Origin of the sequence: Paracoccus sp. SMMA_5_TC (assembly GCF_009696685.2) — a bacterium.
Classification (GTDB): Bacteria; Pseudomonadota; Alphaproteobacteria; order Rhodobacterales; family Rhodobacteraceae; genus Paracoccus.
In genome coordinates this window covers 1,748,621-1,764,257 of record NZ_CP102355.1, presented here as the reverse complement: position 1 = coordinate 1,764,257, position 15,637 = coordinate 1,748,621, and the positions used below count along the sequence as shown (strand labels likewise).

The window sequence follows — 15,637 nt, the reverse complement described above, 5'->3', positions numbered from 1 at the left end:
GGTTGGGCGGTTGCGCCCGGACGGGCCAAGGGGTAAGCCAGCGACCGGGATTTTCCAAGCAGGTAGTGCCATGACCACGAGCTTCGCCAAGCGTATCTTTTCCGGCATCCAGCCCTCGGGCGGGTTGACGCTGGGCAACTATCTGGGCGCCCTGAAACGCTTTGCCGACTATCAGGGCACCGGCGCTGAAACGATTTATTGCGTCGTCGACCTGCATGCGATCACCGTCTGGCAAGACCCGGAAAAGCTGCGCCACAACACGCGCGAGGTCACCGCAGCCTTCATGGCCGCCGGCGTGGATCCCGAAGTATCGATCCTGTTCAATCAAAGCCAGGTCAGCCAACATGCCGAACTGGCGTGGTTGTTCAATACCGTGGCGCGGGTCGGCTGGATGTATCGGATGACCCAGTTCAAGGACAAGGCCGGCAAGAACAGCGAAAACTCCTCGCTGGGGCTGCTGGCCTATCCGTCGCTGATGGCCGCCGACATCCTGGCCTATCATGCCACCGCCGTGCCGGTGGGCGAGGACCAGAAGCAGCACCTGGAACTGACCCGCGACATCGCGGCCAAGTTCAACCATGATTACGGCCAGGACTTCTTCCCGATCACCGAGCCGCTGATCGAGGGCACCGCGACGCGGGTGATGTCGCTGCGCGACGGCTCGAAGAAGATGTCGAAATCCGACCCCTCGGATGCCAGCCGCATCAACCTGACCGACGACGCCGACGCCATTGCGCAAAAGATCCGCAAGGCGCGCACCGACGCCGATCCGCTGCCCGGCAGCATGGAGGGCCTCAAGGACCGCCCCGAGGCGCGAAATCTGGTCAATATCTATGCCGCGCTGGCCGGCATGACCGCCGATCAGGTTCTTGCCCGTTTCGAGGGACAGGGCTTTGCCAGCTTCAAACCCGCGCTGGCCGAGGTCGCGGTCGCCAGCCTGGCCCCGATCACCCGACGGATGAACGAATTCATGGCCGATCCGGCCGAAATCGACCGTATCCTTGGGCGCGGCGCCGATCAGGCCCAGGCCATCGCCGCCCCTATCGTCGAGCGCACCAAGGAAATCATGGGGATGATCCGCTCACGCTAGGCGCGGACGCAGCAGCGCAAACATGCTAGGCTGGGGCAGCAGACAGCCCCGGCGGCCGGCTTCGGAACGGGAACGATCATGCCTGACCAGCTTTCGCGGATGCTTGGCGAGCGCCCCTGGCTTCTGGCCGATGGCGCGACCGGCACCAATCTTTACAACATGGGTCTGGCGCCGGGCCAGCCCCCCGACCTGTGGTGCGAATCCCACCCCGAGCGGGTGCGCGAATTGCATCGCCAGATGATCGCCGCAGGCGCCGACCTGATCCTGACCAACAGCTTCGGCGCCAATGCCAGCCGCTTGCGTCTGGCCCGGGCCGAGGGGCGCGTGGCCGACCTGAACCGCGCCGCCGCCCGCCTGGCCCGCGAGGCGGCGGCCGAATCCGGTCGCGCGGTCGTGGTTGCGGGCTCTGTCGGCCCCATCGGCGAAATCATGACCCCGGTCGGCCGGCTGACCGAGGCCGAGGCAACCGCAATGTTTGTCGAACAGGCGCAGGCACTGAAGGACGGCGGCGCCGATCTGTTGTGGATCGAGACGATAAGCGCGCTCGAGGAACTGCGTGCCGCCGCCCGCGCCGCCCAGGCCGTGCAGATGCCCTGGTGCGGGATGATGAGCTTCGAGCCTGGTGGTCGCAGCATGATGGGTGTCACGCCGCCGCAACTGGCGGCTTTCGTGGACCGTCTGCCCAATCCGCCGCTTGCCTATGGCGCCAATTGCGGCACCGGGCCGGCAGAGCTGCTGCTGGCGCTGACAGGCTTTGCCGCATCAGGCAACGAACGACCGTTGATCGCCAAGCCCAATGCCGGGGTGCCGCGATATCAGGATGGGGGGCTGATCTATGACGCGACCCCGGCGGTGATGGCCGAGTTCGCGGTGCTGGCGCGGGACATGGGGGTGCGGATCATCGGCGGCTGCTGCGGCACCACGCCGGCGCATCTTGCCGCCATGCGCGAGGCCATGCTGGCCACGCCCCGCGCGCCCCGCCCCACGACCGAAACGATTTCGACCCGCATCGCCCAGGCCATGGCCGCGGCCGATCCATCAGAATAGCGACAGCTGGTCGCCGCTCCGCGGCGGCGGGCCAAAGCGGCTGCAATCCAGCACCTCGGCCGGGGCGTCGAGCCCCAGACGCCGACGCGCCAGGCGAAAGCGCTGATGCAGCAGGTCTGCATGCGGCCCCTCGCCCCGCATCCGGCTGCCGAAGCGGGGATCGTTGTCGCGGCCGCCGCGAATTGCCTGGATCTGTGCCATCACATGCGCAGCCTTGCCGGGGTGATGGCGTTCCAGCCAGTCCCGAAACAGCGGCGCTACCTCCAGCGGCAGGCGCAGGGGGATCATGCTGGCGCTGCGGGCGCCGGCATCGGCAGCCGCCTGCATGATCCGTTCAAGTTCATGGGCCGTCAGCACCGGGATCATCGGCGCGACCATCACCCGCACCGGCACGCCCGCCCGGGCCAACACGGCGATCATGCGCAGCCGTGTCGCGGGGGTCGGGGCGCGCGGCTCCATTGCGCGGGCAAGATCGCTGTCCAGCGTGGTGATCGAGATGCCCACGGTCACCTGCGAGCGCGCCGCCATCTGGCCGAGGATATCGACATCACGCATGACGGTGGCGCCACGGGTCACAAGGCTCAGCGGATGGTTCCAGTCGCGCAGCACCTCAAGACAGGCGCGCATGATGCCCAGCCGCGATTCCGCCGGTTGATAGGGGTCGGTATTGGTGCCGAAGGCGATGGGCGCGACCGCATAGCCGCGCCGGCCGATTTCGCGCGCCAGCAGCTCTGCCGCATTCGGCTTGGCGATGATACGGGTTTCAAAATCCAGCCCCGGCGACAGGCCCAGATAGGCGTGGCTGGGACGGGCAAAGCAATAGATGCAACCGTGCTCGCAGCCGCGATAGGGATTGACGGAACGGTCGAATGGGATGTCGGGGGAATCGTTGCGACTGATGATCGAGCGCGCCTGTTCGCGGGCGATCTCGGTCTGCACAAGACGGCCGTCCTCGACCATGTCCCAGCCGTCAGACTCGCGCGCGCGGGTCAGCGGCTCGAACCGGGCTGCCGGTCGCGAATCGGCGCCACGCGCGCGCAGAATTTCGTCGGGGTCGCGATGCAGGTCGGTCATGCGGACAGCTTAGAACATTACATGAACATTTGAAAGCCGACGCCGCCGATAACCGCCCCATCGATCTGTGCATCGGCGTCAGCACAGACGCGACGCCTTGCCCATGTTCCTCGTGAACTTGCCGGACCGGAAGCAACCGCATCTGTCCGCCGCCGTGGTCTGCTCGCGGTCTGTGCGCAGGCCGCAGTTGGCGCCGGTAAACCCTGGTTCTTCAGGCAGGTCGGGTCGCTTGCGCGGACTCATCGCCGTAGCCAGATGTGGCAGGCCGCGCCTGCCAGGGTGACCGCCCCGCAATCGTCCATGAAACACGGGCTATCCACCCACGCCAAGGCAGGGGGATTGCCTTGCCCACCGCGACATGCTGGCCCGTCAGTCGGCGCTCAGCTCGGTGTCCCAATACAGGAAATCCATCCAGCTTTCGTGCAGATAGTTGGGGGGAAAGCGCCGGCCGACAGCGTGCATCTCGGCGGGTGTGGGGCGTCGAGGGGATCTGCGCAGATGCATGCCAGAGGCGCGCAGCGACTTGTTGGCCTTTTTCAGGTTGCAGGGCGAACAGGCTGCGACCACGTTTTCCCAGCTGGTCACCCCGCCACGCGATCGCGGCACCACGTGATCGAAGGTCAGGTCGCCACGGGCGCCGCAATACTGGCAGCAGAATTCGTCCCGCAGAAAAAGATTGAAGCGCGTGAAGGCCACGCGCTTCTGGGGTTTTACGTAATCCTTCAGCACCACGACCGAAGGGATGCGCATGCTGTGCCTTTGACTGTGCACCCTTTCGTCGTATTCGGCGATGATCTGCACCCGCTCCAGGAACACCGCCTTGATCGCCTCTTGCCAGGGCCAAAGCGACAGCGGGAAATAGCTCAGCGGGCGAAAATCAGCGTTCAGCACCAAGGCCGGGTGATGGCGCAGGGCCGAGGGCTCGCGCACGAATTGGGTTCTGAAATCGCCGTGTTCGTCAAGCATAGGCCGGTCGCCCCGTCTTGTCGTCGCCCGCATCGGGCTGACTGTGACTATATATCGCGGTCATTGTCTGACAAGTCCCCGAATATATGCCCCCGATAGCAGCCCGCCGTGACAGCGCGGTGACAATCAATGCGGCGAAGCGATCTTCATCAGCACCAGCCCGACGATGATCAGCGCCGCCGCAAGCAGACGCAGCATGTCTGCCGATTCGCCAAGAAACATGATGCCCAGCACAAAGGCCCCCACCGCGCCGATACCGGTCCAGATCACATAGGCCGTGCCCAGTGGCAGCACCTTCATCGACAAGGACAGGAACCAGACGCTGGCGACCATGCCGATGATGGTCACCGTGGTCGCCAGCGGGCGGGTGAACCCGGCCGACTGCTTCATGGCAAATGCCCATATGACCTCAAGCAACCCCGCCAGACCCAGATAGACCCACGCCATGCTCAACGCTCCTTTCCTTGTGGGCACAGGCTGGCCTCAACCCCGGCGAGGGTCAAGGAAAGCTGGCCGTTGGCGCGGATAGGTGGCAGGATGGTTGCCATGCGGCAACCACCCCCTGTCATCGGCACCCTGGAATCAGCCCTTTACGCCAGCGACCTGCAGGCCGCCGCAGATTTCTGGAGAAATGTGATCGGGCTGGAACAGATCGCGCATGTGCCCGGGCGACACGTGTTCTTTCGCTGCGGCGCGCAGGTGCTGCTGGTGTTCTGTGCGCAGGCGACCCGGCAACCACCAAGACCCGACAGCCGCCTGCCGGTGCCGCCGCACGGGGCCAAAGGCCCGGGCCATTTCTGCATGGCCGCCGATCCGGCCAGCCTGCCGGCCTGGCGCGATCATCTGCAATCCTGCGGTATCGAGATCGAGGCCGATTTCACCTGGCCCCAAGGCGGCAGGTCGATCTACTTTCGCGACCCGGCTGGAAATTCGATCGAGATCGCCGATCCGGCGATCTGGGACTGATCAGCTCAGCGCCGCGCGCGCACCCGCACCGGAACCGCCTGACGCTGCATCCTGCTGAGCCGCATGGCAAACAGGCTGACGGGAATCAGGGCGATGGCACTTGTGAACAGCAGCGTCATGATCTTTCTCCTCGTCTCTACCCTACAAGGTAAGGGCTGGCGCGGCAGCTTCAAGGTCGAAATTGCCGCCATGCCAGTGACCCGGCGGCAATTCGCTGTGTTCAGGCCAACCGGTCCTTGAGAAAGGCCAGCGCAACGGACAGGCCATCGGGGGAAATGCCGTGACCGGTGCCCTTCATCACATGGCCATAGACGGTAAAGCCGGCCTGCTGCAGGGCCTTGCCCGCGATGTCCATGCTTTCAAAGGGCACCACCGGATCCTGATCGCCGTGAATCAACAGCACCGGCGGCTTGCTGCGCACCTGGCCCACAGCGTCTGGATCCAGCAATCGACCCGAAAAGCCGACGACGCCGCCGATTTCCTCGGGCCGCTGGGGTGCGACGGCCAGCGCCATCATGGTGCCTTGCGAAAATCCCACCAGCACCAACCTGCGCGGCGCAACGCCTTCCTTTTCAAGAACGTCGTCAACAAAGGCATTGATGTCGGCAAAGGATTGACTGGCCGAGGCCCGGGCCTGTTCCTCGCTGGATCCGTCCATCCATGGGATCGGAAACCATTGATAACCCATCGGGTTGTTCACACAGGGTTCAGGCGCATTGGGCGCGTGGAAGGCGGTATTGGGCAGGTGCGGTGCCAGCGGATCGGCCAGTCCCAGAAGGTCAGCGCCGTCAGCGCCGTATCCATGCAGAAAGATGACGACGGAATCGGCCTTGGCAGGCCCTTTTCGAGCGGAAGTCAGTTTGCGCAGCATGAATCTCCCCTTAGCGGACGCCCTCGCGCCCTTTTGCCACCCGGTAATAGGCCCACAGCGCCCGCGCCGCAACGGCACGCCAGGGTCGCCAGGGCTCGGCCAGCGCCGTCAGTTCCGTCGGGTCCGGCCGATGCGGCAGGCCGTAAAGCAACCGCGCGGCCTCGGCCAGCGCCAGATCGCCCGCAGCAAAGGCATCTGCGCGACCCAGCGCGAATTTCAGATAAATTTCCGCAGTCCAGCGCCCGATCCCGGGAAGCGCGGTCAGCTGAGCGACAACCTCGTCGTCAGGCAGCCGCTCCAGCCCCTGCCAGTCCACTCCGGCGGCCGCTATTGCCCGAAGATAGCGCTGTTTGGGACGCGACAGACCGGCGGCGCGCAAGGCATCGTCGTCTGCGGCCACAAGCCCCTCCTCGGTATCCAGCCCGGCCGCGGTCAGCCGCGACAAGATCGCAGCCGCCGCCTGCACCGAAATCTGTTGCGAGATCACGGCATCGCGCAGGGCAGCAAAACCAGGTTGCCAGCGTCGCAACGGCAAGGGCATCAGCGCTGGCAGTTCGCGCGCCCAGACGGGACAGACCTCGATCAGATGCGCCGCCCCTTGCTCGATGTCCTGCGGGGTGACGATCAGTCTCATCAGCGTTGGCTTTCGTCGGCGATCCGGGCTTCTTCCTTGAGCCGCGTCTCAAACGCCATCGAGATGTGATGACGCAGTGCCTGTTCGGCCGCGGCGCCATCGCGCGCAGCAATCGCATCAACAATCGCCTGATGTTCGTCCAGGGTGACCGCGTCACGCCCCTTGGCAGCCAGGGTCGTGCGCGCCATAAGCGCCATGCTGCGATGAACAAGATCAAGCTGTTGCACAAGATATCTGTTGTGCGACGCCAGGTGGATCTGATGGTGAAAGCGGCGATTGGCGCGCGCCAGCGCCTGCGGATCGCCCAGCATGGCGCGGTCGTCCGCAACCATGCCCGCCAGCACCCGCACCTCTTCGGGCGTCGCGTGCAGGGCGGCCAGGCGCGCGGCCAGCGCCTCGAGCTCGGCGCGCACGGTGTAAAGCTCGGCCAGCTGGTTGTGATCCAGGGTGGCCACGATCAGGCTGCGACCGTCGCGCTTGAGCATCGACTGGGTTTCCAGCCGTTGCAGCGCCTCGCGCACGGGGGTGCGCGAAACGCCGAAACGTTCGGCCAGTTCGGATTCGACCAGACGGTCGCCGGGGCGATAGATGCCGTTGTCGATGGCGGACAGGATCAGCGAATATGCGTCTTTCATGCGCCGCACGATCCGCAGTTGCGGCGGCGATTGCAAGGGGCGGCGAGGCGGTTTAGGAAACCGCATGGATTTCTCGCGCGTCACCACCTGGATCTTCGATCTGGACAACACGCTTTACCCGCCCGAGGTGCGCCTGTTTGCCCAGATCGAACAGCGCATGACCGACTATGTGATGCGCGAACTTGGCGTCAGCGCGGACGAGGCGCGGCATCTGCGCCAGCACTACTGGCGCCAGCACGGCACCACCCTGTCAGGCTTGATGCAGGAACATGGCGTCGATCCGATGCCCTATCTGCGCGATGTCCATGACATCGACTTTTCCGCGCTGACCCCGGACCCGGAACTGGCGGCGCTGATCGCTGCGCTGCCCGGACGCAAGATCATCCACACCAACGGCGACTGCGCCTATGCCGCGCAAGTGCTGCGCCACCGCGGGCTGATGGTGTTCGACAGCATCCACGGCATCGACAGCCTGGGTTTCCACCCCAAGCCCGACCCGCGCGCTTATGCCGCAGTCCTGGCGGCCGAAGGCTTCGACCCGGCGACCGCCGCCATGTTCGAGGATGATCCGCGCAATCTGGTCGAACCCTATCGCCTTGGAATGACAACGATTCTTGTCGGGGCCGGTCGGCATGGGCCCGATGTTCTGGCCCAGGACCACGCCCACGGCCCGCATGTCCATCATCGCACAGCCGACCTGACCGCCTTTCTGCGCGATCTTGCCGGAAATGCGCGGGGCGCTACAATCTGATCCGAAAAACCTTAGCCACCCACCGCTCAGAAGGATCGCGCCGATGGCCCAAGCCGCCGAGAACTCTGCCCAGGCCCGCAGCGAGGCCCGCACCGCCCGCAACCTGTTCATGTTCGCGCTGCTGGTGATCGTTCTTGCCGTGGTTGCGGTTGTGCTTTGGGGGCTGCCGGGGCTGGCCATCCTGGGATTGGCTGCCACCGTGCTGGTGTTCGGGATGCTGGCGGCCTATGCGGCCGGCTTCTAGCCGATGCAGACGGACGAAACGGATGTCCTGGTTTCCGGCGGCGGCATCGCCGGGCTGATTGCCGCGGCTGCCTTCGGCAGCGCCGGCCACAGCGTGATCTGCGTGGACCCTGCGCCGCCTGTCACCGATGAAGCGGCCGAGGGCTCGGACCTGCGCAGCACCGCCTTCCTGCACCCGTCCATCGCGGTGCTGGCCTCGGCAGGGCTGTGGGACCGTCTGGCGCCCCATGCCACCCCCTTGCAGATCATGCGCATCATCGATGCCGGCGGGCGACAACCCCAGGCACGGCTGACACGCGATTTCGACGCATCCGAGATTTCGGATCAGCCCTTTGGCTGGAACCTGCCGAACTGGCTGTTGAAGCGCGAAATCACCGCGCGGCTGCAATCGTTGCAGAATGTCCGCTTCCTGCCCGGCACCGGCACCGCCACGTTGCTGGCGCGCGATTCGGAGGCCCTGGTCAGTCTGACCGATGGCAGCCGCATCAGCGCCCGGCTGGTGATCGGGGCCGACGGGCGCAACTCGGCCGTGCGCCAGGCGCTGGGGATCGGCACCCGCACGCTTCGCTATGGCCAGAAGGCGCTGGCCTTTGCCGTCACCCACGACCGCCCGCATGACAATGTCTCGACCGAAATCCATCGCAGCGGCGGCCCGTTCACGCTGGTGCCGCTGCCCGACCGTGACGGGCGGCCTTCCTCGGCCGTGGTGTGGATGGAACGCGGCGCCGAAACCGCGCGCCTGCGCGCCCTGCCCGCCCCCGAGTTCGAGGCCGAATTGAACCGCCGCTCGGCCGGGGTGCTGGGGCATCTGACCCTGGCGACGCGGCTGACCGAATGGCCGATCATCAGCCAGATCGCCGACCGTTTCAGCGGCCCGCGCTGCGCCCTGATCGCCGAGGCAGCGCATGTGGTGCCGCCCATCGGCGCGCAAGGGCTGAACATGAGCCTGGCGGATCTGGCCTGCCTGCTGGAGCTGTCCGCGGACCGTCCGGGCGAGGCGGCCTCCCTGCAGCGCTATGACCGCCGCCGTCGCCCCGAGGCGCTGGCCCGATTGCTGGGCATCGACGCGCTGAACCGCGCCAGCATGATGTCGGCCCGGCCGCTGCGCGACCTGCGCGCCGCCGCCCTGGGCGGCCTTTATGCCGCCGCGCCGGTCCGGCGGCTGCTGATGCGGGCGGGGCTGGGCATGGCCTGACCCGCCCCGGCGTCCAACGGGGGGCATGGCATCGCCGCGCGCAATCTGCCACAAGGCGGCATGGCCAAAGCGATCACCGCATTCACCTGCACCGCCTGCGGCGCCGCCCATCGCAAATGGGCCGGCCGCTGCGACGCCTGCGGTGCCTGGAACACCATCATCGAGGAAGCGCCCCTGTCCCAGGGCCCTGGCCGCGGCCTGGGCACGCTGAAGGGCAAGCGCGTCGCGCTGAGCGATCTGGCAACGCAGGAAACCCCACCCCCGCGGGCCGTCTCGGGCATGGCGGAACTGGACCGGGTGCTGGGGGGCGGGCTGGTCCCCGGCTCGGCGGTGCTGGTCGGGGGCGATCCCGGCATCGGCAAGTCCACGCTGCTGCTGCAGGCCGCGGCCGCCTTTGCCCGCAACGGCACCAGCGCGATCTACATTTCCGGCGAAGAGGCCAGCGCCCAGGTGCGCATGCGGGCGCAGCGGCTTGGGTTGGGCGACGCGCCGGTGCGGCTGGGCGCGGAAACGGCGCTGCGCGACATCCTGACCACGCTGGACGCGGAAGGTCCCGATGTGGCGGTAATCGATTCGATCCAGACCCTGTGGTCGGACCAGATCGAGGCCGCGCCCGGATCGGTCAGCCAGGTGCGCGCCGCCGCCCACGAACTGACCACCTTTGCCAAGCGGCGCGGCACCGCCGTCATCCTGGTCGGCCATGTCACCAAGGAGGGCCAGATCGCCGGCCCGCGCGTGGTCGAGCACATGGTCGACACGGTGCTGTATTTCGAGGGCGAGCGCGGCCATCAGTTCCGCATCCTGCGCGCCCACAAGAACCGCTTCGGGCCGGCCGACGAAATCGGCGTGTTCGAGATGACCGGCGGCGGCTTGGCCGAGGTCGCCAACCCCTCGGCGCTTTTCCTGTCCGAACGCGGCGAACCAAGCCCCGGCTCGGCCGTTTTCGCCGGCATCGAGGGCACGCGCCCGGTCCTGACCGAGGTGCAGGCACTGGTCGCGCCCTCGACCCTGGCCAGCCCGCGCCGCACGGTGGTGGGGCTTGATTCGGGACGGGTCTCGACCATTCTTGCCGTGCTCGAGGCGCGCTGCGCCATTCCCTTCGCCGGGCTGGACGTTTTCCTGAATGTCGCCGGCGGGATGCGGGTGAACGAACCCGCCGCCGATCTGGCCATCGCCGCAGCCTTGCTGAGCGCGCGCGAGGATGTGGCGCTGCCCGCCGATTGCGTGCTTTTCGGCGAAATCAGCCTGTCGGGGGCGCTGCGGCCGGTGGCACAGGCCGAAAACAGGTTGAAAGAGGCGCAGAAACTTGGTTTTTCACGTGCGATCCTGCCCGCGGCCGCCAAGGTCGAAGGCATGACCGGGATGCAGATGGACCGCGTTCCGGATCTGACGAGTTTCGTGGGCGAGACATTCGGTGCCGGATGAACTTCCCCAAAAGCGCGGCCAAGACCGCGAAAGGGCGTGATTATGGACGGTTTCACCATCATCGACGGTATCGTCGCGGCGGTCATCATCCTGTCGGCGATCCTGGCCTATGCGCGCGGCTTCGTGCGCGAATCGCTGGCGATCCTGGGCTGGATCGGCGCGGCTGTGCTGGCATTCATCTTTGCCCCGACCGTGCGACCGATGGTGTCGCAGGTTCCGGGGCTGAACAAGTTTCTGGCCGACAGCTGCGAACTGGCCACGATTGCCGCCTTTGCGGTGGTCTTTGCCTTGGCGCTGGTGGTGTTTTCCATCATCACGCCGCTGTTTTCATCTGTCGTGCAGCGCTCGGCACTGGGCGGGGTCGATCAGGGCATGGGGTTCCTGTTCGGCGTCGCGCGCGGCATCCTGCTGGTCGCGGTGGCTTTCATCGTCTATGATCGGGTGATGGCGGCCCAGCCGGTGCCGATGGTGGAAAACTCGCGTTCGGCACAGGTGTTCGAGCGGATGCGCGGTCAGATGGACCAGCAGATCCCCCAGGACGCGCCCGGTTGGGTGGTCAGCCGCTATGAGCAGCTGGTGCGCGGCTGCATGGCGCCGGCCCAGCCGGTCAGCCCGTCCGCTCCGCCGGCCGAGCCGGTCAGCCCGTCCGCTCCGCCGGCCGGCAACTGACCGCAGCGCGGCAAAGTTGAGATTGTTCCACGCCCCGCGACCCGGGGCGTGACTCTGACCGCCCAAAGCCCTAGATTGGGCAAAGCCTGAAAGCCCCAAGCCCGGGATAGCCACAAGAGTTCGGTGATGATGCAGCCTTTCCTTGCCCATCCCTTCGATGACGACCGCCTGCACGAGGAATGCGGGGTGTTCGGCGTGATCGGGGTGTCGGATGCCGCCAACTTCGTTGCCCTGGGCCTGCACGCGCTGCAGCACCGCGGTCAAGAGGCGGGCGGCATCATCAGCCATGATGCCGAACAGGGATTCAACAGCGCCCATCGTTTCGGCTATGTGCGCGACAATTTCACCAAACAGAGCCTGATGGAAACCCTGCCCGGCTCGCTGGCGATCGGCCATGTCCGCTATTCCACCGCCGGCACCAAGGCCGCGACCGCCATCCGGGATGTGCAGCCGTTCTTCGGCGAATTCGCCATGGGCGGGTGCGCCGTCGCCCATAACGGCAACATCACCAATGCCATGGCCCTGCGCCGGGAACTGATCGAGCGGGGCTCGATCTTCCAGTCCAGCTCCGATTCCGAATGCATTATCCACCTGATGGCGCGCTCGATCCAGCGCAACATCCCTGAACGGATGAAGGATGCCCTGCGCCGCATCGAAGGGGCGTTCTCGGTCATCGCCATGACCCGCACCAAGCTGATCGGCGTGCGTGATCCATTGGGCGTGCGGCCGCTGGTTCTGGGACGGATCGGCGAGGAAGGCTTTGTCCTGTCCTCGGAAACCTGCGCGCTCGACATCATCGGCGCCGAGTTCATCCGCGAGATCGAACCGGGCGAGATGGTCGTCATCTCGAAGGGAGAGGTGGAAAGCTCGCGCCCCTTCGGCCCGTCAAAGGGGCGGTTCTGCATCTTTGAACATGTCTATTTCTCGCGGCCCGATTCGATCATCGGCGGGCGTTCGGTCTATGAAACCCGCCGCCAGATCGGGGTGGAACTGGCGCGCGAGGCCCCGGTCGAGGCCGATCTGGTCTGCCCGGTGCCCGACAGCGGCACCCCCGCCGCCATCGGCTATGCCCATGAAAGCGGCATCCCCTTCGGCATGGGCATCATCCGCAACCAATACATGGGCCGCACCTTCATCGAACCGACCGAACAGATCCGCAACATGGGTGTGCGGCTGAAGCTGAACGTGAACCGGGCGCTGGTGGCCGGCAAGCGCGTGGTGCTGGTCGACGACTCGGTGGTGCGCGGCACCACATCGCGCAAGATCAAGGACATGATCCTGGACGCCGGCGCGGCCGAAGTGCATTTCCGCATCGCCTCGCCGCCGACGGCTTGGCCGTGCTTTTATGGCGTCGATACACCTGATCGCGAAAAGCTGCTTGCCGCCCAGATGACCGAGGATGAAATGCGCGAATGGATCGGCGTCGACAGCCTCGCCTTCGTGTCGCTGGACGGGCTTTACCGCGCCGTGGGCGAGGCCAAGGGCCGCGACAAGTCCTGCCCGCAATATTGCGACGCCTGCTTTTCGGGCGAATATCCGGTGGCGCCCTTCGATCAGCTGGAACGCGGCTTCCGCATGAAATCGCCGGACAAACCTGCGCATCCGACCGTCACCGGCCACGCCGCCGAATAGGCGCGGCGCCCGGCGGCTGGCAAGCCGCAAGGCCGGCGGGGGGTCGATCCCCCCGCCGGCCTTGGCTTTTGCAGGCTCAGACCCTGCCGATCCTCTCGGGCAGGATAACCGTGAAGCAGCTGCCTTCACCCAGTCGGCTTTCGATCTGCAAGCGGCCACGGTGGCGGTTGACAATATGCTTGACGATGGCCAGCCCCAAGCCGGTGCCTCCCTTTTCGCGCGAGCGGTGGCTGTCGACGCGATAGAACCTTTCGGTCAACCGCGGCAGATGCTGCGACTCGATGCCATCGCCCTGATCGCTCACCGCCACCATCCATGCCGGACCACGCAGGACAGGTTCATGCGTCAGATGCGTCAGGCGCACCGTTACCACGCCGCCGCCACCGCCGTATTTCACGCCATTCTCGATCAGATTGTGAAATACCTGCACCAGTTGATCCGCATCTCCCGGCACCAACACCTCAGATTGGGCGCCCTCCAGCTCCAACCTGACCTTGGCATCGCGCGCAGCCGGGGTCAGCGTGGCGACCGTGCTGCGCAACAGCGCCGCAAGATCCACCGATTGCAGCGGGCGTCGCCTTTCGTCCTGCTCGACCCGGCTCAGGGACAGCAGGTCCGATACCAGGCGGTTCATCCGTCCTGCCTCGCGCGCCATGATGTCCAGAAATCGCTCGCGTGCGACGGCATCATTCCTGGCTGGCCCGCGCAGCGTTTCGATGAATCCCAGCAGTGCCGTCAGCGGGGTGCGCAATTCATGGCTGACATTGGCGACGAAATCGCGCCGCATCTGGCCCGTCGCTTGCTCGCGGGAACGGTCCTCGATGGCGATCAGCGCCCCTGTCCAGGGCGGCGCGCGCAAGGCCGTGACGGTCACTTCGCATAGCACCCGCCTTTCGGCCGAGCCAAGGGCGGCGCTCAGCTGCGCACGATCCTGCCCGGCCAGCACCGAATCCAGCGCGCTGATCACCTCGGGTTGGCGCAGAACGTTCACAAAGGGACGTCCGCCCGGAATATGCCCCAGCAGAGCCTCGGCAGCTTCGTTGGCCCCCATGACCCTGCCTTCGGCATCCACGGCCAGAATGGCGATCGGAACCCCGCGCAGGATCTGATGCAGGCCGTCGCCGGTCATGGTTCGGCCGCTGCCTTGAGACCGCCATGGAAGCGGCGCGCATTCGCCTGATAACGCCGTGCCGATTCCCGCAATTCGGCCTGGGCCGCATCGTCCAGAATACGGACCACGCGCCCCGGCGTCCCCATGACCAGCGCGCCGGCCGGGATTTCCTTGCCTTCGGCCACCAGCGCGCCGGCGCCGATCAGTGCCCCCGGCCCGATCACGGCCCGGTTCAGCACGATCGCCCCCATGCCGATCAGCGCGCCATCCCCGATGGTGCAGCCATGCAGGATGGCGCGGTGCCCGATGGTGCAGTCGCGCCCGATCACCAGCGGACAACCGGGGTCTGTGTGGCAGACACACAGATCCTGAATGTTCGAGCCGGCGCCCAGACGAATTTCCTCGTTGTCGCCGCGCAGCACGGCGCCGAACCAGACGCTGGCCGCAGCCTCGATCACGACCCGCCCCATCAGCTGCGCATCCGGCGCCACCCAGGCGTCGGGGGCGATCTGCGGCGCAATACCGTCCAGTTGCCAGTTCATGCGCTTTCCTCCTGCATCAGTTCGCGGACAAAGGGGCCCAGACCGACCTGCCGGCTGCGCCGCAGGCGTTCCGCCGTCAGGATGGTCTTGAGTGCCTGCGTGCTGGCCTCGAGATCGTCGTTTACGATCACGTAATCATATTCGGCCCAATGGCTGATTTCATCACGGCTTTTGCGCATGCGCGCGGCAATCACCTCGGGCGCGTCCTGCTGGCGGGCGATCAGGCGCCGCTCCAGTTCGGCCAGGCTGGGCGGCAGCACAAAGATCGACACCACATGCCCTCCGAGGCTCGAGGCCCGGATCTGCTGTCCGCCCTGCCAATCCACGTCGAACAGCGTATCGCGCCCGGCCTGCATCGCCTGTTCCACCGGCGCACGCGGGGTGCCGTAGAAATTGCCGAACACCTCGGCATGTTCCAGCATCTCGCCCGCCGCCACCATGGCATGGAACTCGGCAATGCTGCGGAAATAGTAGTGCTCGCCCTCGATCTCGCCGGGACGGGGCGCGCGGGTTGTGGCCGAAACCGAAAACCGCAGGCTGGGATCCCATTCCATCAGCCGCCGCGCCAGCGTCGACTTGCCCGCTCCCGAGGGCGAGGACAGGATCACCAACAGGCCGCTGCGCATCATTTCCATCTTCTTGTCCGTCCCAGGCCAACCTGGCGCCTGAATGGCGCTGGCCGCCCGCGGGGTCAAGGGCCGCCCCTGCCAGAGCGTGGCCATTTTAACCATTGGCCAAGAAAACACTCGGAACCGGTAAACGAAAGCTTTAGATTTGGCGCAGCAA

The 15,637-nt window shown here is 66.2% G+C and carries 18 protein-coding genes; 9 read left to right on the top strand and 9 right to left on the bottom strand.

Going from position 1 to position 15,637, the window contains the following annotated elements:
- The first annotated feature begins 70 nt into the window (after positions 1–70).
- Both trpS and bmt read left to right on the top strand, forming a co-directional pair.
- Positions 71–1,090, top strand: coding sequence for a tryptophan--tRNA ligase (trpS, locus tag GB880_RS09100; RefSeq protein ID WP_154491939.1), 1,020 nt, complete (start codon positions 71–73; stop codon positions 1,088–1,090).
- Positions 1,091–1,168: 78 nt separating this feature from the next.
- A complete protein-coding gene (bmt, locus tag GB880_RS09095) occupies positions 1,169–2,137 on the top strand; it encodes a betaine--homocysteine S-methyltransferase (RefSeq protein ID WP_154491942.1) in 969 nt (322 codons plus the stop codon).
- Here the strand turns inward: bmt and GB880_RS09090 are convergent.
- From GB880_RS09090 to GB880_RS09080, 3 genes are all read right to left on the bottom strand, one after another.
- Complete coding sequence (locus GB880_RS09090) at positions 2,129–3,211, bottom strand: PA0069 family radical SAM protein (RefSeq protein WP_154491944.1); 1,083 nt, start codon at positions 3,209–3,211, stop codon at positions 2,129–2,131. The two genes, bmt and GB880_RS09090, sit on opposite strands and share 9 nt — an antisense overlap.
- A gap of 369 nt (positions 3,212–3,580) precedes the next feature.
- Complete coding sequence (locus GB880_RS09085; RefSeq protein WP_154491946.1) at positions 3,581–4,177, bottom strand: HNH endonuclease; 597 nt, start codon at positions 4,175–4,177, stop codon at positions 3,581–3,583.
- A gap of 126 nt (positions 4,178–4,303) precedes the next feature.
- The gene (locus GB880_RS09080; RefSeq protein ID WP_154491948.1) at positions 4,304–4,624 is read right to left on the bottom strand and encodes a DMT family transporter; all 321 of its coding nucleotides are present in this window, start codon (positions 4,622–4,624) and stop codon (positions 4,304–4,306) included.
- A gap of 99 nt (positions 4,625–4,723) precedes the next feature.
- Here GB880_RS09080 and GB880_RS09075 point away from each other — a divergent pair, with 99 nt between their 5' ends.
- A complete protein-coding gene (locus GB880_RS09075) occupies positions 4,724–5,143 on the top strand; it encodes a VOC family protein (protein ID WP_154491950.1) in 420 nt (139 codons plus the stop codon).
- A gap of 220 nt (positions 5,144–5,363) precedes the next feature.
- On the opposite strand, the gene GB880_RS09070 is transcribed toward GB880_RS09075, so the two are convergent.
- The 3 genes from GB880_RS09070 to GB880_RS09060 are packed head-to-tail and all read right to left on the bottom strand — an operon-like array spanning position 5,364 to position 7,283.
- Positions 5,364–6,014: an alpha/beta hydrolase gene (locus GB880_RS09070; protein WP_154491953.1), complete on the bottom strand. Its 651-nt coding sequence runs from the start codon at positions 6,012–6,014 to the stop codon at positions 5,364–5,366.
- 10 nt (positions 6,015–6,024) lie between these two features.
- Entirely contained in the window at positions 6,025–6,648 is a 624-nt protein-coding gene (locus GB880_RS09065) for a DNA-3-methyladenine glycosylase family protein (protein ID WP_154491956.1), read from the bottom strand.
- Positions 6,648–7,283, bottom strand: a complete 636-nt coding sequence (locus GB880_RS09060) for a GntR family transcriptional regulator (protein ID WP_154491959.1) — start codon at positions 7,281–7,283, stop codon at positions 6,648–6,650. Before GB880_RS09060 ends, GB880_RS09065 begins: the two co-directional genes overlap by 1 nt.
- A 64-nt stretch (positions 7,284–7,347) precedes the next feature.
- Between GB880_RS09060 and GB880_RS09055 the strand changes: the two genes are divergently transcribed.
- From GB880_RS09055 to purF, 6 genes are all read left to right on the top strand, one after another.
- Positions 7,348–8,034 (top strand): pyrimidine 5'-nucleotidase, encoded by a 687-nt coding sequence (locus tag GB880_RS09055; protein WP_154491961.1) that lies wholly within the window; start codon positions 7,348–7,350, stop codon positions 8,032–8,034.
- Positions 8,035–8,077: 43 nt separating this feature from the next.
- The gene (locus tag GB880_RS09050; protein ID WP_154491964.1) at positions 8,078–8,278 is read left to right on the top strand and encodes a hypothetical protein; all 201 of its coding nucleotides are present in this window, start codon (positions 8,078–8,080) and stop codon (positions 8,276–8,278) included.
- A 3-nt stretch (positions 8,279–8,281) separates the two neighbouring features.
- Positions 8,282–9,472, top strand: a complete 1,191-nt coding sequence (locus GB880_RS09045) for a UbiH/UbiF family hydroxylase (RefSeq protein ID WP_263467072.1) — start codon at positions 8,282–8,284, stop codon at positions 9,470–9,472.
- 60 nt (positions 9,473–9,532) lie between these two features.
- A complete protein-coding gene (radA, locus tag GB880_RS09040) occupies positions 9,533–10,897 on the top strand; it encodes a DNA repair protein RadA (protein ID WP_154491145.1) in 1,365 nt (454 codons plus the stop codon).
- Between the two features lie 42 nt (positions 10,898–10,939).
- Entirely contained in the window at positions 10,940–11,566 is a 627-nt protein-coding gene (locus GB880_RS09035; RefSeq protein WP_154491142.1) for a CvpA family protein, read from the top strand.
- 129 nt (positions 11,567–11,695) lie between these two features.
- Positions 11,696–13,198 carry an amidophosphoribosyltransferase gene (gene purF / locus GB880_RS09030; protein ID WP_154491160.1) on the top strand — a complete coding sequence of 501 codons (1,503 nt, stop codon included), beginning with the start codon at positions 11,696–11,698 and terminating at the stop codon, positions 13,196–13,198.
- Positions 13,199–13,274: 76 nt separating this feature from the next.
- On the opposite strand, the gene GB880_RS09025 is transcribed toward purF, so the two are convergent.
- Genes GB880_RS09025 through gmk form a run of 3 tightly spaced genes read right to left on the bottom strand, consistent with a single transcriptional unit; the run spans position 13,275 to position 15,480 of the window.
- A complete protein-coding gene (locus GB880_RS09025; protein ID WP_154491139.1) occupies positions 13,275–14,327 on the bottom strand; it encodes an ATP-binding protein in 1,053 nt (350 codons plus the stop codon).
- A complete protein-coding gene (locus GB880_RS09020; RefSeq protein ID WP_154491136.1) occupies positions 14,324–14,851 on the bottom strand; it encodes a gamma carbonic anhydrase family protein in 528 nt (175 codons plus the stop codon). Before GB880_RS09020 ends, GB880_RS09025 begins: the two co-directional genes overlap by 4 nt.
- Positions 14,848–15,480, bottom strand: coding sequence for a guanylate kinase (gene gmk / locus GB880_RS09015; RefSeq protein WP_195840727.1), 633 nt, complete (start codon positions 15,478–15,480; stop codon positions 14,848–14,850). The genes GB880_RS09020 and gmk overlap by 4 nt, the downstream gene beginning before the upstream one ends.
- Between the last annotated feature and the right edge of the window lie 157 nt (positions 15,481–15,637).

Coding starts and splice junctions, on each gene's coding strand:
- trpS (WP_154491939.1), top strand. CDS start 71: ATGACCACGAGCTTCGCCAAGCGTATCTTTTCCGGCATCCAGCCCTCG.
- bmt (WP_154491942.1), top strand. CDS start 1,169: ATGCCTGACCAGCTTTCGCGGATGCTTGGCGAGCGCCCCTGGCTTCTG.
- GB880_RS09090 (WP_154491944.1), bottom strand. CDS start 3,211: ATGACCGACCTGCATCGCGACCCCGACGAAATTCTGCGCGCGCGTGGC.
- GB880_RS09085 (WP_154491946.1), bottom strand. CDS start 4,177: ATGCTTGACGAACACGGCGATTTCAGAACCCAATTCGTGCGCGAGCCC.
- GB880_RS09080 (WP_154491948.1), bottom strand. CDS start 4,624: ATGGCGTGGGTCTATCTGGGTCTGGCGGGGTTGCTTGAGGTCATATGG.
- GB880_RS09075 (WP_154491950.1), top strand. CDS start 4,724: ATGCGGCAACCACCCCCTGTCATCGGCACCCTGGAATCAGCCCTTTAC.
- GB880_RS09070 (WP_154491953.1), bottom strand. CDS start 6,014: ATGCTGCGCAAACTGACTTCCGCTCGAAAAGGGCCTGCCAAGGCCGAT.
- GB880_RS09065 (WP_154491956.1), bottom strand. CDS start 6,648: ATGAGACTGATCGTCACCCCGCAGGACATCGAGCAAGGGGCGGCGCAT.
- GB880_RS09060 (WP_154491959.1), bottom strand. CDS start 7,283: ATGAAAGACGCATATTCGCTGATCCTGTCCGCCATCGACAACGGCATC.
- GB880_RS09055 (WP_154491961.1), top strand. CDS start 7,348: ATGGATTTCTCGCGCGTCACCACCTGGATCTTCGATCTGGACAACACG.
- GB880_RS09050 (WP_154491964.1), top strand. CDS start 8,078: ATGGCCCAAGCCGCCGAGAACTCTGCCCAGGCCCGCAGCGAGGCCCGC.
- GB880_RS09045 (WP_263467072.1), top strand. CDS start 8,282: ATGCAGACGGACGAAACGGATGTCCTGGTTTCCGGCGGCGGCATCGCC.
- radA (WP_154491145.1), top strand. CDS start 9,533: ATGGCCAAAGCGATCACCGCATTCACCTGCACCGCCTGCGGCGCCGCC.
- GB880_RS09035 (WP_154491142.1), top strand. CDS start 10,940: ATGGACGGTTTCACCATCATCGACGGTATCGTCGCGGCGGTCATCATC.
- purF (WP_154491160.1), top strand. CDS start 11,696: ATGCAGCCTTTCCTTGCCCATCCCTTCGATGACGACCGCCTGCACGAG.
- GB880_RS09025 (WP_154491139.1), bottom strand. CDS start 14,327: ATGACCGGCGACGGCCTGCATCAGATCCTGCGCGGGGTTCCGATCGCC.
- GB880_RS09020 (WP_154491136.1), bottom strand. CDS start 14,851: ATGAACTGGCAACTGGACGGTATTGCGCCGCAGATCGCCCCCGACGCC.
- gmk (WP_195840727.1), bottom strand. CDS start 15,480: ATGATGCGCAGCGGCCTGTTGGTGATCCTGTCCTCGCCCTCGGGAGCG.